Origin of the sequence: Nitrospirillum amazonense (assembly GCF_029594735.1) — a bacterium.
Lineage (GTDB): Bacteria > Pseudomonadota > Alphaproteobacteria > Azospirillales > Azospirillaceae > Nitrospirillum > Nitrospirillum amazonense.
The window spans coordinates 289635-303697 of sequence record NZ_JARPAF010000002.1; the positions used below are offsets into that span (position 1 = coordinate 289635).

General features: G+C 68.0%; 13 protein-coding genes. 3 read left to right on the forward strand and 10 right to left on the reverse strand.

The window, feature by feature from the left end; all coding sequences use genetic code 11:
* Window positions 1–74 precede the first annotated feature (74 nt).
* The 8 genes from rpsO to P5F91_RS07420 form a co-directional block, all read right to left on the reverse strand.
* Entirely contained in the window at window positions 75–344 is a 270-nt protein-coding gene (gene rpsO, locus P5F91_RS07385; RefSeq protein ID WP_145610851.1) for a 30S ribosomal protein S15, read from the reverse strand.
* A gap of 15 nt (window positions 345–359) precedes the next feature.
* The gene (truB, locus tag P5F91_RS07390; RefSeq protein WP_145610850.1) at window positions 360–1301 is read right to left on the reverse strand and encodes a tRNA pseudouridine(55) synthase TruB; all 942 of its coding nucleotides are present in this window, start codon (window positions 1299–1301) and stop codon (window positions 360–362) included.
* Window positions 1291–1770: a 30S ribosome-binding factor RbfA gene (gene rbfA / locus P5F91_RS07395; protein ID WP_145610849.1), complete on the reverse strand. Its 480-nt coding sequence runs from the start codon at window positions 1768–1770 to the stop codon at window positions 1291–1293. The genes truB and rbfA overlap by 11 nt, the downstream gene beginning before the upstream one ends.
* Window positions 1771–1964: 194 nt before the next feature.
* Window positions 1965–4709 (reverse strand): translation initiation factor IF-2, encoded by a 2745-nt coding sequence (infB, locus tag P5F91_RS07400; protein WP_277906914.1) that lies wholly within the window; start codon window positions 4707–4709, stop codon window positions 1965–1967.
* 73 nt (window positions 4710–4782) lie between these two features.
* Window positions 4783–5460 (reverse strand): RNA-binding protein, encoded by a 678-nt coding sequence (locus tag P5F91_RS07405; protein ID WP_246134394.1) that lies wholly within the window; start codon window positions 5458–5460, stop codon window positions 4783–4785.
* Between the two features lie 14 nt (window positions 5461–5474).
* Window positions 5475–6974, reverse strand: coding sequence for a transcription termination factor NusA (nusA, locus tag P5F91_RS07410; protein WP_004272990.1), 1500 nt, complete (start codon window positions 6972–6974; stop codon window positions 5475–5477).
* Between the two features lie 77 nt (window positions 6975–7051).
* On the reverse strand, window positions 7052–7546 hold the full coding sequence (rimP, locus tag P5F91_RS07415) for a ribosome maturation factor RimP (RefSeq protein WP_040846615.1): 495 nt from the start codon (window positions 7544–7546) through the stop codon (window positions 7052–7054).
* Between the two features lie 407 nt (window positions 7547–7953).
* Window positions 7954–8943, reverse strand: coding sequence for a 2-hydroxyacid dehydrogenase (locus tag P5F91_RS07420; RefSeq protein WP_040846616.1), 990 nt, complete (start codon window positions 8941–8943; stop codon window positions 7954–7956).
* A gap of 206 nt (window positions 8944–9149) precedes the next feature.
* Here P5F91_RS07420 and P5F91_RS07425 point away from each other — a divergent pair, with 206 nt between their 5' ends.
* From P5F91_RS07425 to mtnK, 3 genes are all read left to right on the forward strand, one after another.
* Window positions 9150–9746 carry an SH3 domain-containing protein gene (locus P5F91_RS07425; RefSeq protein WP_277906917.1) on the forward strand — a complete coding sequence of 199 codons (597 nt, stop codon included), beginning with the start codon at window positions 9150–9152 and terminating at the stop codon, window positions 9744–9746.
* Window positions 9746–10459 carry a class II aldolase/adducin family protein gene (locus tag P5F91_RS07430; protein ID WP_277906918.1) on the forward strand — a complete coding sequence of 238 codons (714 nt, stop codon included), beginning with the start codon at window positions 9746–9748 and terminating at the stop codon, window positions 10457–10459. The genes P5F91_RS07425 and P5F91_RS07430 overlap by 1 nt, the downstream gene beginning before the upstream one ends.
* A 93-nt stretch (window positions 10460–10552) precedes the next feature.
* A complete protein-coding gene (mtnK, locus tag P5F91_RS07435; RefSeq protein ID WP_277906919.1) occupies window positions 10553–11890 on the forward strand; it encodes an S-methyl-5-thioribose kinase in 1338 nt (445 codons plus the stop codon).
* 217 nt (window positions 11891–12107) lie between these two features.
* On the opposite strand, the gene mtnA is transcribed toward mtnK, so the two are convergent.
* Window positions 12108–13232 carry an S-methyl-5-thioribose-1-phosphate isomerase gene (gene mtnA / locus P5F91_RS07440; RefSeq protein ID WP_277906920.1) on the reverse strand — a complete coding sequence of 375 codons (1125 nt, stop codon included), beginning with the start codon at window positions 13230–13232 and terminating at the stop codon, window positions 12108–12110.
* 177 nt (window positions 13233–13409) lie between these two features.
* Window positions 13410–13946, reverse strand: coding sequence for a translation initiation factor IF-3 (gene infC, locus P5F91_RS07445; protein ID WP_322957800.1), 537 nt, complete (start codon window positions 13944–13946; stop codon window positions 13410–13412).
* Window positions 13947–14063: the final 117 nt, after the last annotated feature.

Genomic DNA, 14063 nt, shown 5'->3' on the forward strand with positions numbered 1-14063 from the left:
CGCCGGAAGGCGGGTGGCCGGTACCACCGGTCACTGCGGTCGCTTGCGCCGGCGGCGCCGTCCGGACCATACCCTTAGCGACGCAGGCCCAGGCGCTGAATCAGCGACGTGTAGCGGGCGGCGTCCTTGCGCTTCAGGTAGTCCAGCAGGCTGCGGCGCTGGCTCACCATGACCAGCAGGCCACGGCGGGAGTGGAAGTCCTTGTTGTGGGACTTCATGTGGTCGGTCAGGTTGGTGATGCGTTCCGTCAGGATCGCGACCTGCACCTCGGGCGAACCGGTGTCGCCTTCGGCGGTCTTGTACTCGGCAATGAGCGCCTGCTTGCGCTCGGCAGTGATCGACATCGTCGTCTCCATCACTTAGAGGTTCAAAACGCGCACCGGACGGACCTCCGCCCCCTCGACATGGACCAACGCCACCGGCTTGCCACCTGAAATGGCAAGCGCGATGGGCTCCCCGCCCGCCAACTGATCGTGAATGGCGTCCAGCCGTTCCAGATCATGACGGCGCAGCAGCGCCACCGTTTGTCCGTGTCTCAGTCGGTGCGCTTCCGCTTCCGCCAGGGCCAGCGCCGGGATGTCGTCCAGCGCGGTCTCGATCGGTTGCAGAAGTCCTTCGACCGTGGGTGTCTGCGCCACCCGTTCCAATTCGTCAAGCGAAATCGCCTGGTCCATGGTGAACCGCCCGACCCGCAAACGCCGCAGGACGGACACATGCCCCACCGTGCCCAAGGCCAGCGCCAAGTCCCGTGCCAGGGAGCGCATATAGGTGCCCTTGCCGCACTCCACCTCGAACTCGGCGTGGTCGGCATCCGGGCGGCCGGTCAGCAGGAAGCTGTCCACGCGCACGATGCGCGGCGCCAGGTCCACCCGCTCGCCTTCCCGCGCCAGATCATAGGCCCGCTCGCCCGCCACCTTGATGGCGGAGAACTGCGGCGGCACCTGGCTGATCTCGCCCTGGAAACTCTCCAGCGCCGCCTCGATGGCCTCGTCGCTGGGACGGTGGTCGTGGGTGGCCGTCACCTCCCCCGCCAAATCGTCGGTGGTGCGGGACTCACCGAAGCGCAGGGTGAAGCGGTAGGTCTTGCCGCAGTCCATGGCGTAGGACACGGTCTTGGTGGCCTCGCCGAAGGCGATGGGCAGGATGCCGGTGGCGATGGGGTCCAGCGTGCCGGCGTGGCCCGCCTTTTCCGCCTGCATCAGCCAGCGCACCTTGGCCATGGCCTGGGTGCTGGTCATGCCCGGCGGCTTGTCCAGCACCAGCCAGCCGTGCAGCGGCCGGCCCTTGCGCTTACGGGCCATCGTGGCGCTCCGTGCCTTCCTCCGCGCCCTCGTCAGCGCCGTCGTCGGCGTCCTCATGACCGTCATGGTCATGATCGAGGTCGCGCTGCACGTCGGGGCGGTGCAGCAGTTGGTCGATGCGCTGGGCGTAGTCGAAGGACACGTCGACCTGGAAGCTGAGGCGTGGCACGTGCTGCAGCCGCATGGCCTTGGCCACCTGGCTGCGCAGGTAGGCCGAAACGCGGTTCAGCGCCTTGATCTGCTCCGGATGGCCGCCACCCAGCGGCATGACGAAGGCCGTGGCGTTCTTCAGGTCGGGGCTGATGCGCACCTCGCTGACCGTCACGTTGAGGTCATGCAGGTCGGGGTCGCGGAAGTCGGCCCGGCGCAGGATGTCGGCGAGGGCGTGGCGCAATTCCTCGCCCACGCGCAGCTGACGTTGAGAGGGGGCCTTGCCGGCGCGCAGGTCGGCGTCACCATGTCGGCTCATGGGTCGTTATCCTAATAAATGGGCTCCGCCACCCATCGTCGGGGGTGGGGCCGGCCCGCCCGTTCCATCACGGGAACGGCGCCGGGCCCAAAGGGCTCGGGTAAGAGCCAAAACGGCCGTCCGGGGTTGGACCGGACGGCCGGGTTGTCAGGCAGAAACTCTGATCCAGCCGAGACGGCCGGGTGGCACGCGCCTTACAGGGCGCGGGCCACCTCTTCCATCTCGTAGGCTTCGATGACGTCGCCCGCCTGGATATTGTCGTAGTTCTCGAAGGCCATGCCGCACTCGTAACCTTCGCGCACTTCCTTGACTTCGTCCTTGAAGCGCTTGAGCGTCTTGAGCGTGCCCTCATGGATGACGACGTTGTCGCGCAGCAGGCGCACGCCGGCGCCGCGCTTCACGATGCCTTCCGTCACGCGGCAGCCGCCGACCTTGCCGACCTTGGTGATGTTGAACACCTCCAGGATCTGCGCGTTGCCCAGGAAGCGTTCGCGCAGGACGGGCTTCAGCATACCGGTCAGCAGGGCACGGACATCGTCGATGATGTCGTAGATGACCGAGTAGTAGCGGATCTCCGCGTTGTCCCGCTTGGCCATTTCACGGGCCTGCGGGTTGGCGCGGACGTTGAAGCCGATGATGATGCCGCGCGAGGCGTTGGCCAGCGTGACGTCGCTCTCGTTGATGGCGCCCACGCCGGAGTGCAGGACGCGCACCTTGACCTCGGCATTGTCGCCGGCCAGCTTTTCCAGCGTGCCGGAGATCGCCTCGATGGAACCCTGCACGTCGCCCTTGATGACCAGCGGCAGTTCCTTCACCTCACCCGCCTGGATCTGCTTGAACATCTGTTCCAGCGAACCACGCGCCGACTGGGCGACCTGGGCCTCCCGCTTCTTGCGCTGACGGAATTCGGTGATTTCGCGGGCGCGGGCCTCGCTCTCGACGACCGAGAACTCGTCACCGGCCAGCGGCGTGGCATTCAGGCCCAGCACCTCCACCGGGGTGGCGGGACCGGCGTTCTCGACATTCTGGCCACGGTCGTTGACCAGGGCGCGCACGCGGCCCCACTCGCTGCCCGCGACGACGATGTCGCCCACCTTCAGCGTGCCGCGCTGCACCAGCATGGTGGCCACGGAACCACGGCCGCGCTCCAGCTTGGCTTCCACGACGACGCCTTCGGCCGTGCGGTCGGGGTTGGCCTTCAGCTCCAGGATTTCGGCCTGCAGGAGGATGTTTTCCTCCAGCTTGTCCAGGCCCTTGCCCGTCTTGGCCGACACTTCCACGTCCAGGACGTCGCCGCCCATGGCCTCGACCACCAGGCCGTGCTGCAGCAGTTCCTGCCGCACCCGGTCCGGCTTGGCGCCGGGCAGGTCGCACTTGTTGATGGCGATGATGATCGGAACCTCGGCCGCCTTGGCGTGCTGGATGGCCTCGACCGTCTGCGGCATGACGCCGTCATCGGCGGCCACCACCAGCACCACCACGTCCGTGACGTTGGCGCCGCGGGCGCGCATCTCGGTGAAGGCGGCGTGGCCGGGGGTGTCGATGAAGGTGATGCGCGAACCCGCCGCCAACTGCACCTGGTAGGCGCCGATGTGCTGCGTGATGCCGCCGGCCTCGCGGCTGGCGACGTCGGTGTGGCGCAGGGCGTCCAGCAGCGAGGTCTTGCCGTGGTCGACGTGGCCCATGACGGTGACGACCGGCGGACGCGGCAGCAGGTCCTCGCTGCGGTCCAGGTCGCCCTTCACACCCACCTCGACGTCGGCTTCCGACACGCGGTGCGCGCGGTGGCCGAATTCCGTCACGATCAGCTCGGCGGTGTCGGTGTCGATGTTCTGGGTGATGGTGGCCATCACGCCCATGCGCATCAGCGCCTTGATCACGTCGGCACCGCGCTCGGCCATACGGTTGGCCAGTTCCTGCACGGTGATGACTTCGGGGATGATGACGTCGCGGGTCACTTTTTGCGTATCCTGACGCCCGCTCAGGCGCTGCTTTTCACGTTCACGGGCGCGGCGCAGCGCGGCCATGCTGCGGCCACGCGGGGCGCCACCGCCCTCGTCGCTCAGCGCCTGCGAAATGGTGAGCTTGCCGGCGTTCCGGCGACGCTCGCCACCCTTGGCGGCCTTGGCCGGGGCCGGGGCCGCCACCTTGCTGGCGGTCTTCGCCGCACCACCGGGGCCGGCGCGGCGGCGCCCACCCTCGTCATCCTCGTCATCGACGGCGCGCGGGGCCAGGGGGCCACGCGGGGCTGCGGCGTCCGTGGCGGCGGTCGTGGTCGACGCGGTGTTGCCGGCGGCGGGGCGGGCGGCGCGCGGGGCCTCTTCGGCCTTGCGGGCGGCCTCGGCCTCCTTGCGCTTGGCCTCTTCCTCCTGGCGGCGCTTCTCCGCCTCGGCGGCGACGCGCTTTTCCTCTTCCTGGATCATCCGCAGCTCTTCCAGCTCGCGGCGACGCAGGGTTTCGTCGTCCAGGGGACCGTCGTTGACCGGCTCCTCGACCACGGGCTCAGGCGCGGGCGCGGCCTCGGCCGGGGCCTCGTCGGCCATCGGCAGGTCGTCGGCGGCCACCTCGTCCAGCAGCTCGTCGGCCACGTCCTCCTGGGCAGGGTTCTCGCCCATGGCGCGCAAGGCGCGCAGACGGGCTTCACGCTCGCTGTCGGTCAGCTGGCGCGGGGCGCCGCCACGCGGCGGCTGGCCACGGCCACCGCCCTGCGCGGGACGGCCCTCGGCGGCGGCGCGGGCGGCGGCGCCGCCATCGGCCACGCCGGGACGGGCGCCCTGTTCAAAGGTTCGCTTGCGCTTGACCTCAACCGCAACGGTCTTGGTGCGGCCGTGCGAGAAGCTCTGGCGCACGGATCCCGCGTCCACCGTCTTCTTCAGCTCCAGCTTGCCTCGACCGGTAAGGCTCAACTTCTTGCGGTCCTGGTCGCTCGTGTCAGTCATACGATTTCCGACTGTTTCATCGTTGTCGCCCCGGGGCCGATGCCCCAAGGCCATCCCTTACCCAGCGCTGGGCCTAACGCCCCTTGGAGAGGGCGCGTAGCCTGTCCGCCTCCCGCTGCAGGCGCTGGACCAGCGGTCCGGCACCCACCACGGCATGCACCGCGTCATCGCGGCCCAGCGCCATGCCCAGCTCCCCCCGGTCGAAGATATCGACCACCGGGATGCCGGGGGACAGCGCGTCCAGCTTGGACCGGCCGTCGGCAGCCCCATCGGACGCCTCCAGCCTGAGCCCTATGCCTGACCGCGTACCGATGGCCTTGGCGCGCAGCGCCGCAGCCACCTTCTCAAACCCCGCCACCGCCTGGCCGCCCCGCCGGGCGAGCCCGACCAGGTCCAGACAACGGCGACGCAGAAGGCCCGACACCTGGGCCCCCAAGTCCGCCGGGGTGCGCACCGACCGGCGCGCCGCCTTGGCGAACAAACCTTTGGCGACCGCCTTTTCAACCAAGGCGGGGTCCGCCGTCAACCACAGCCCGCGTCCGGGCAGGGTTTCCTCCACATCGGGGACGACCGTGCCGTCGGGTCCGACGACAAAACGGATCATCCCGTCCTTCTCTCCCACCACCCCGCTGGCGATGCACCGGCGCAGTGGGCTTTTGGCCCCCCCGACCGCCTCCGCCTCGCCTTCCGGCAGCAGCGGCGCGTCGGGGTCCGGTGTCATCGCCGGTCCCGAGACCTGCGGGGAGACCATGAACCAGGCCCCCCTCAGGCGTCCGCGCCGGACTCTTCGTCCGCGAACCAGTGGGCGCGGGCCGCCATGATCAGCTCATTGGCTTCGTCCTCGCTCATCGAGTCCTTGCCCAGGATTTCGATGAGCTCGTCGCCCGCCAGGTCGGCGAAGTCGTCCAGCGTCTTGACGCCCTTCTCGCCCAGCTTGACCAGCATGGGGGCCGTCAGCGCCTCGATGGCCGCCACCTCGTCGGTGACACCCAGTTCCTTGCGGCGGTTTTCCAGGCGGCTGTTCTGCTCTTCCAGGAAATTGCGGGCGCGTTCCCGCAGTTCCTCGGCCACGTCCTCGTCGAAGGCATCGATCGAGGTCAGTTCCTCGGTATCGACGTAGGCGATTTCCTCCACCGAGCTGAAGCCCTCGGCCACCAGCAGATGGGCGATCACGTCGTCAACGTCCAGGGCCTCGATGAACATCTGCGACCGGGTCTTGAACTCCTCGGTGCGACGGTCGGATTCCTCCTGCTCCGTCATGATGTCGATGTCCCAGCCGGTCAGCATGGACGCCAGGCGGACATTCTGGCCGCGGCGGCCGATGGCCAGCGACAGCTGGTCGTCGGGCACCACCACCTCGATGCGCTTGGTCTCCTCGTCCAGCACCACCTTGGCGACCTCGGCCGGGGCCAGCGCGTTCACCACGAAGGTGGCGGCGTCGCGGTTCCAGGGGATGATGTCGATCTTCTCGCCCTGCAGCTCGCCGACCACGGCCTGGACGCGGCTGCCGCGCATGCCGACGCAGGCGCCCACGGGGTCGATGGCGCTGTCATTGCTGATGACGGCGATCTTGGCGCGGCTGCCCGGGTCGCGGGCCACGGCCTTGATCTCGATGATGCCGTCGTAGATTTCCGGCACTTCCTGCTTGAACAGGCCGGCCATGAAGGCCGGATGGGTGCGCGAAAGAAAGATTTGCGGGCCGCGCGGCTCGCGCCGCACGTCGTAGATGTAGGCGCGCACGCGGTCGCCGTTCTTGAAGTGCTCACGCGGCAGGCATTCGTCGCGGCGCAGCACCGCCTCGGCGCGGCCCAGGTCCACGGTCACGTTGCCGTATTCCACGCGCTTGACCAGACCGTTGACGATGTCGCCCATGCGATCCTTGTACTCGTCATACTGACGGTCGCGCTCGGCCTCGCGCACCTTCTGCACGATCACCTGCTTGGCGGTCTGCGCGGCGATACGGCCGAAGTCGATGGGCGGCAGCGGGTCGATCAGGAAGTCGCCGACCTTGGCATCCGGGCGCTTGCGCTTGGCCTGGGCCACGGAGACCTGGGTCGCCTCGTCCTCGACCGTCTCGACCACTTCCAGATAGCGCATCAGGTGGATGTCGCCGGTCTTGCGGTCGATGCGGGCGCGGATGTCGTGCTCGTGGCCGTACTTGGACCGGCCAGCCTTCTTGATGGCCTCTTCCATCGCCTCGAGCACATGCTCTTTCTCGATGTTCTTTTCGCGGGCGACGGCGTCAGCGACTTGAAGAAGTTCCATCGAAGCGAACCTTGCCTTCTGTTACGTCAGTAAGAACGACTGTTGGTATGATGCGGAGCGACTAGGGGGAAACGGGGTCAGTGCTGGTGTTTGCCCTCGGCGGCCGCCTTCAGCAGCGCGTCGTTCATCACCAACTTGGCCCGCAGGATCAGGTCGAACGGCACGGCGGCCGGACCGGTGGGCATTTCCACCAGCACCTTGCCGTCCTCGATCCCCTTCAGCATGCCGATGAAGCGGCGCCGGTCATCCACCGGCTGCGACGTCTCCACCCGCACCTCGAAACCCGCGAAGCGCTCGAAATCCTTGGGCCGGGTCAGCGGCCGGTCGATGCCGGGGCTGCTGACCTCCAGCGTGTAGGCGACATCGATGGGGTCTTCCACGTCCAGCAGGGCCGACACGGCGCGGCTGATCTCCGCGCAGTCATCCACCGTCATGGCGGCGCCGTCCACACGCTCCGCCATGATCTGCAGCGTCGGGCGGGCGTTGCCCGTCAGCGACACGCGCACCAGGTCGTAGCCCATGGCCTCAACCGAGGGGGCGATGATACCGGCGATGCGTTCCTGTACGTCCATCGATCTCTATCCAGGGAACGGCCGATCGGGCCGTCCCCGCCTTCGCTTGGGGACGGTTATGGGGCGAAACTTGCCCGCCTGACATCGCCGACCCCAGATAATAAAAAAAGTGGGCCAATGGCCCACCCGCAAAGCGTTCCAGCCAGCCACCAGATTGTCGATGGCCGGATCGTTATGAGGATTGCTGCGGCGGATCATAGTCGCCACGGCGTTTTGCGCAAAGGGTTTTCATGCGCCATCCGCCATGTGCCGGAAGGGATGCAGGCCAGCGTCGCCGCCGGTTGTCACAGCCCCCACCATTCCTGGTGCCATAAAACGCCAGTCAACCCCATATGGTGTGAAAAAGAGCCCCCGTCAAGATGTCCGGCGCCCCTGATCAAGGCCGCCGGAACATCTTTTCGCGAGCGTCAGAACATGGATTCGATAACCCGGTCGGGCGGCTTGTGGCCGTCGACGAAGGTCTTGATGTTGACGATGACCTTCTCGCCCATGTCCTGCCGCCCCTCGATGGTGGCGGAGCCCATGTGCGGCAGCAGCACCACGTTGGAAAGGGCCAGCAGCTTGGGGTTGATGGCCGGTTCCTGCTCGAACACGTCCAGGCCGGCGGCGCCGATCTCGCCCTTGGCCAGCTTGCGCGTCAGCTCGTTCTCGTCGATCACCTCGCCGCGCGCGGTATTGACGATGATGCTGTTGGGACGCAGCAGGTTCAGCCGGCGGGCGGACAGCAGATGGTAGGTCGCCGGCGTGTGCGGGCAGTTGATGGAGATGATGTCCATCCGCGCCAGCATCTGGTCCAGGCTTTCCCAATAGGTCGCCTCCAGCTCCTGCTCGATCTCGGGATGGACGCGGTGCCGGTTGTGGTAGTGCACCGACAGGCCGAAGCCCCGGGCGCGACGGGCCAGCGCCTGGCCGATGCGTCCCATGCCGACGATGCCCAGGCGCTTGCCCCAGATGCGCGTGCCCAGCATCAGGGTGGGGCCCCAGCCCGTCCACTGGCCGGCGCGGATCAGCCGCTCGCCCTCGCCCACGCGCCGGGCGGTCGCCAGGATCAGGGCCATGGTCATGTCGGCCGTGTCCTCGGTCAGGACGCCCGGCGTGTTGGTGACCATGATGCCGCGCTCACGCGCCGCTTTCAGGTCGATGTGGTCGACGCCGTTGCCGAAGTTGGCGATCAGCTTCAGCTGCGGGCCGGCGTGGGCCAGGACGGTGGCGTCCAGGCGGTCGGTCACGGTGGGGACGACGACGGTGGCGACCTTGACCGCCTCCGCCAGTTCGGCGGGCGTCATGGCATGGTCGTCGGTGGAGAGCCGTGTATCGAACAGCTCCATCATCCGTGTCTCGATGACATCGGGCAGCTTGCGCGTCACGATGACGAGGGGCTTTTTCCGCTCGGACATGGTTCCTCCCGAGATAGCGTTCTTGCCATAGCAGCGAGGGGCGCCGCTGTCCAGCCACCCAGGGGCGCATGCCCACCCCCCGGCGCGATGATAACCGTAACAGGGCCGACGCTTGACCCCGGCGGATGGGCGATTTCTATTGGGGACCGAAACGTCGCCCCATCCTTCTTTCCCATCAACGGGGACAGCCTTTGAAACGGTCGCCCATGGTCCGCTTTTTCCGGCAGGTGCTGCCCTGCGCCGCGATCGTCCTCGCCTTCGCCACCGCCACCGCCCTGGCCGCCCCACCCACCCACACCGGCACCGACGGCACCGGTGCCGCCAGCGACCAGCAGGAGGGGGAGCCGCAAAGCGACGCCGCCCACCCCGACGCGGTGGTGCGCAGCGGCCTGCCCGTGCCGCGCTTCGTCACCTTGCGGTCCAACGAGGTCAATGTCCGCACCGGCCCCGGCGTGCGCTATCCCGTGGAGTGGGTGTTCGTGAAGGCCGGCATGCCGGTGGAGATCACGGCGGAGTTCGACACGTGGCGCCGCATCCGGGATGTGGAGGGTACGCAAGGCTGGGTGCATCAGAGCACCCTGTCCGGTCGGCGCGGCATCATCGTCACCGGCCAGCAATCGCGCACCCTGCGGCGCGACGCCGCGTCCGCCTCAGAAGCCGTGGCCCAGCTGGATCCCGGCGTCATCGCCAAGCTGCGCAAGTGCAAGGGTCCGTGGTGCCAGGTGGATGTGGGCGGCTTCCGCGGCTGGCTGCAGCGCGACGAGGTCTGGGGCGTCTACCCCAAGGAAGAGGTGGGCGAGTGATGGGCACGACCTTGCCGCCGGAGGATGACCAGGCGCTGCGCCAGGCGGTGATCGCCACCGCCCAGGCCATGAACACGCTGGGCATCAATCAGGGCAAGAGCGGCAACGTCAGCGCCCGCTGCGACGGCGGCTTCCTGGTGACGCCCTCGGGCGTGCCTTATGAGGCCCTGACGCCGGACGCTATTGTCTTCATGGACCTCCAGGGCCGTTATCGCGGTATCATGGTACCGTCAAGTGAATGGCGCATGCATCTGGCCATCTATCAGGAACGGCCCCAGGCCGGTGCGGTGGTGCACACCCATTCCACCTTTTGCACGGCCCTGGCCTGCCTGCGTGAGCCCATCCCGGCCTTCCACTACATGGTGGCCGTGGCCGGCGGCACCCGCATCGAGGTGGCGGACTACGCCACCTTCGGCACGGCGGCCCTGTCGGATGCCATGATGGCGGCACTGGGATCCCGCCGCGCCTGCCTGCTGGCCAACCACGGCATGATCGCCTTCGGCGCCGACCTGCGCCGCGCCCTGGACCTGGCGGTAGAGGTGGAAAGCCTGGCCCGCCAGTATTGGCACGCGCGCATGATGGGCACGCCGGTCATCCTGGACGACGAAGAGATGGCCGAGGTGCTGCGCCGCTTCGCGACCTATGGCCGCCAGCCCAAGGACCTGCCGCCCGGCACGCCGCAGGCGCTGGAGTTTCCCGAAAAGCTCCCCTGATGCGCGCCTGGACGGATGCTTCCGTTCGGGCTCACACTACCTCCCAGCGCCGCCCGATGAGGCGGCGGTGAAACGACTGGGAGTGCGCCACTCATGACCCTGGAGACGCCGCCGGGCTATGCCCCGCTGAGCGATGCGACCCTGCCCGATTTCCTGGCCGCCGTGCCGGCCCTGGCCACGCGCCTGGGCGGTTCCCCCACCGACTGGCGGGTGACCGAGGTGGGCGACGGCAACCTGAACCTGGTCTTCCTGGTGGAAGGGCCGGGCCACGACGGCAAACCCGCCGGCCTGTGCGTCAAGCAGTCCCTGCCCTATCTGCGCCTGGTGGGCGAGGGCTGGCCCCTGGATCTCAACCGCGCCTGGTTCGAGCAGCGCGCCATGGCCCTGCATGCCGCCGGCGCCGCCGGCCGGGCGCCCGCCCTGCTGCACTACGACCCCACGCTGTACGCCATCGTGATGGAGCGGCTGTCCCCCCACATCATCCTGCGGCGCGGCCTGGTGCAGGGCATCCGCTATCCCCGGCTGGCGGAGCATGTCAGCGACTATCTGGCGGGCACGCTCTACGCCACCAGCGACCTGGCCCTGCCGGCCTCCAAGAAGCGGCCTCTGGTGGCGGCCTTCACCGCCAACGACGCCCTCTGCCGCCTGACGGAGGATGTGATCTTCACCCAGCCCTACATGACCCATCCGCACAACCGCTGGACCAGCCCGCAACTGGACGCGGCGGCCAAGGCGGTGCAGGCGGATACGGCATGGAAGCTGGCGGCCAGCCGGCTGAAGCTGAAGTTCATGGCCAGCCCCGAGGCGCTGATCCACGGCGACCTGCACACCGGATCCATCATGGTGACGGAGACGGATACGCGGGTCATTGATCCGGAGTTCGCCTTCTTCGGCCCCATGGGCTTCGACGTCGGCGCCATCATCGGCAACCTGCTGCTGAACTACCTGTCCCAGGATGGGCATGCCACGGAGGAGCACCCCCGCGACGCCTACCAGGACTGGGTGCTGCAAACGGTGGAGGAGTTGTGGACCCTGTTCCGCGCCAAGTTCCTGCACCTGTGGCGCACCAGCGGCGAGGGCGACGCCTACCCCGCCGCGCTGTTCGCCGGCCCCGAGGGCACCGCCTGCCTGGAGACGGAACGCCGGGCCTATCTGGATCGGCTGTTCACCGACGCCCTGGGCTATGCCGGCGCCAAGATCACCCGCCGCATCCTGGGCCTGGCCCACAACATCGACCTGGAGAAGATCGCCGACCCCGACATGCGCGCCCTGTGCGAGACCCGCTGCCTGGCCTTGGCCCGGTCGCTGATGGTGGAAACCGGCCGCTATCCCACCATCAAGTCCGTGACCGAAGCCGCCCGCCACGTGCGCCGGACCATCACGGCGGTGGGCCCGGTCGATAAGCGCGGACTGGGGTTGGATGCGCTGTAATATCATACCAGCGGCACGAGATGGTGACTCGTGCCGCTGTAGGCCCCGACCGGGGCCGCCGGAGCGAGCACCGCAGGGCGTAGCGAGGACAAGCCTAGGCGGATGGATGCCCGCCGCCCGGCGCCTGAGGGAGCATTTGAACGGTCACGTTCAAATGCCGCGCGTATCAGATGTCCCCCGGCGGCGGGCATGCCTGCCGCCGGGGCCGCAAGCGCCCCTACTCATCATTCACCGCCACCTGGGCCATCCGTTCCGGCGGCTGGTGGTCGGGGAAGAGCTGGGCAAGGTCTTGCGGACTGCACACGCCGCGTTCGGTGATGAGGCCGGTGATGAGGCGGGCGGGGGTGACGTCGAAAGCGTAGTTCACCACCGGGCTGCCTTCCGGCACCAGGCGCACGGTTTCCAGGTCGCCATGGCTGGCCAGCCCGGTGATGCACGCCACCTCGTACCCTGAGCGTTCCTCGATGGGGATGCCGGCGACGCCATCCTCCAGCGTCCAGTCTATGGTGCTGGACGGCAGGGCCACGTAAAAGGGCACGTCGTTGTCCTTGGCCGCCAGGGCCTTCAGATAGGTGCCGATCTTGTTGGCCACGTCGCCCTTGGCGGTGGTGCGGTCGGTGCCGACGATGACCAGGTCCACCAGACCATGCTGCATCAGATGCCCGCCGGTGTTGTCGGGAATGACGGCGTGGGGCACCCCGTGCTGCCCCAGTTCCCAGGCGGTGAGGAAGGCGCCCTGGTTGCGCGGCCGCGTCTCATCCACCCAGACGTGCAGGGGGATGCCGGCCTCATGCGCCAGGTAGATGGGGGCGGTGGCGGTACCCCAGTCCACCGTGGCCAGCCAGCCGGCGTTGCAGTGGGTCAGGATGCGCACCGGCCGGTCCGGATTGCGCTGGTGGGCGGCGCGGATCAGGTGAAGGCCGTGGCGGCCGATGGCGCGGCAGATCTCCACATCCTCGTCCGCGATGGCGGCGGCCTCGGCATAGGCGCGATCTAGCCTGTCACCCGGCGGGGTCAGCAGCAGCACCTCGCGCATGCGGTCCAGGGCCCAGCGCAGGTTGACGGCCGTGGGCCGCGTGGCCATGAGGAGGGCATGCACCCGTTCCACATCGCCATCCTCCAGACCCACCCTCATCGCCAGCGCCATGCCGTAGGCGGCGGCGGCCCCGATCAAGGGGGCGCCCCGCACCTGCATGGTGGTGATGGCCGTGGCCATGGCCGCCGCGTCGGACAGCGCCACGGTCTCGAACCGGAAGGGCAGCCGCGTCTGGTCGATGATGCCGACGGTGCGTCCGTCCGGCTCCACCCAGATGGTCCGCATCGCCTCGCCCGCCACCTTCATGAGGCTCCCCCTCTCTCATCCCGTTTCGCCCCTTATACCAGTCGCATGGGGCTTTGGCCCGTGCCGTAGGCTGGGCGCCTGAGGACATGCAAAAACAACAAAGCCCCCGGAACCGGTGGTTCCGAGGGCCTATGGTGTCCGTTGCGGTCGCCGCAATCAGAAGATCGATCTTAGCGCTCAGCGGGGCGCCAGGATCATGATCATCTGCTTGCCTTCCAGCTTCGGCATCTGCTCGACCTTGGCCAGGTCTTCCAGGAAGTCCTTCACGCGGACCAGCACGTTCATGCCCAGATCCTGGTGGGCCATCTCACGACCACGGAAGCGCATGGTGACCTTCACCTTGTCGCCTTCCTCCAGGAAGCGGCGCGCGCTGCGCATCTTCACGTCGTAGTCGTTGTCGTCGATGTTGGGACGCAGCTTGATCTCTTTGACTTCGATGATCTTCTGCTTCTTGCGCGCTTCCGCGGCCTTCTTCTGCGCCTCGTACTTGAACTTGCCGTAGTCGAGGATCTTGCAGACGGGGGGCTCGGCGTTGGGCGAGACCTCGACCAAGTCGAGGCCGGCCTCTTCGGCGGCGATCAGTGCATCGCGCAGACTAACGACGCCAACCATCTCGCCAGCGGCGTCGATGAGGCGGACGGAACGAGCGTTGATCTCCCGGTTAACGCGCGGCCCCTCACGGGTGGGGGCCGACTCTTGGCTGGGCCTGGCTATGGAACCTTCTCCCTGGTTTCGGTGGCCGCGAGGTGGGTGGGTGCCCCGGGACGGGGCGGGCGGCATCACCGGATAAAAAGACGTGGATGTGTACTTGTAAGAAAAGCCAGCGCCGCG

What these genes read in the sequence shown, in the direction of transcription:
- rpsO (WP_145610851.1), bottom strand. Translation starts at nt 344, where the DNA reads ATGTCGATCACTGCCGAGCGCAAGCAGGCGCTCATTGCCGAGTACAAG.
- truB (WP_145610850.1), bottom strand. Translation starts at nt 1,301, where the DNA reads ATGGCCCGTAAGCGCAAGGGCCGGCCGCTGCACGGCTGGCTGGTGCTG.
- rbfA (WP_145610849.1), bottom strand. Translation starts at nt 1,770, where the DNA reads ATGAGCCGACATGGTGACGCCGACCTGCGCGCCGGCAAGGCCCCCTCT.
- infB (WP_277906914.1), bottom strand. Translation starts at nt 4,709, where the DNA reads ATGACTGACACGAGCGACCAGGACCGCAAGAAGTTGAGCCTTACCGGT.
- P5F91_RS07405 (WP_246134394.1), bottom strand. Translation starts at nt 5,460, where the DNA reads ATGGTCTCCCCGCAGGTCTCGGGACCGGCGATGACACCGGACCCCGAC.
- nusA (WP_004272990.1), bottom strand. Translation starts at nt 6,974, where the DNA reads ATGGAACTTCTTCAAGTCGCTGACGCCGTCGCCCGCGAAAAGAACATC.
- rimP (WP_040846615.1), bottom strand. Translation starts at nt 7,546, where the DNA reads ATGGACGTACAGGAACGCATCGCCGGTATCATCGCCCCCTCGGTTGAG.
- P5F91_RS07420 (WP_040846616.1), bottom strand. Translation starts at nt 8,943, where the DNA reads ATGTCCGAGCGGAAAAAGCCCCTCGTCATCGTGACGCGCAAGCTGCCC.
- P5F91_RS07425 (WP_277906917.1), top strand. Translation starts at nt 9,150, where the DNA reads ATGGTCCGCTTTTTCCGGCAGGTGCTGCCCTGCGCCGCGATCGTCCTC.
- P5F91_RS07430 (WP_277906918.1), top strand. Translation starts at nt 9,746, where the DNA reads ATGGGCACGACCTTGCCGCCGGAGGATGACCAGGCGCTGCGCCAGGCG.
- mtnK (WP_277906919.1), top strand. Translation starts at nt 10,553, where the DNA reads ATGACCCTGGAGACGCCGCCGGGCTATGCCCCGCTGAGCGATGCGACC.
- mtnA (WP_277906920.1), bottom strand. Translation starts at nt 13,232, where the DNA reads ATGAAGGTGGCGGGCGAGGCGATGCGGACCATCTGGGTGGAGCCGGAC.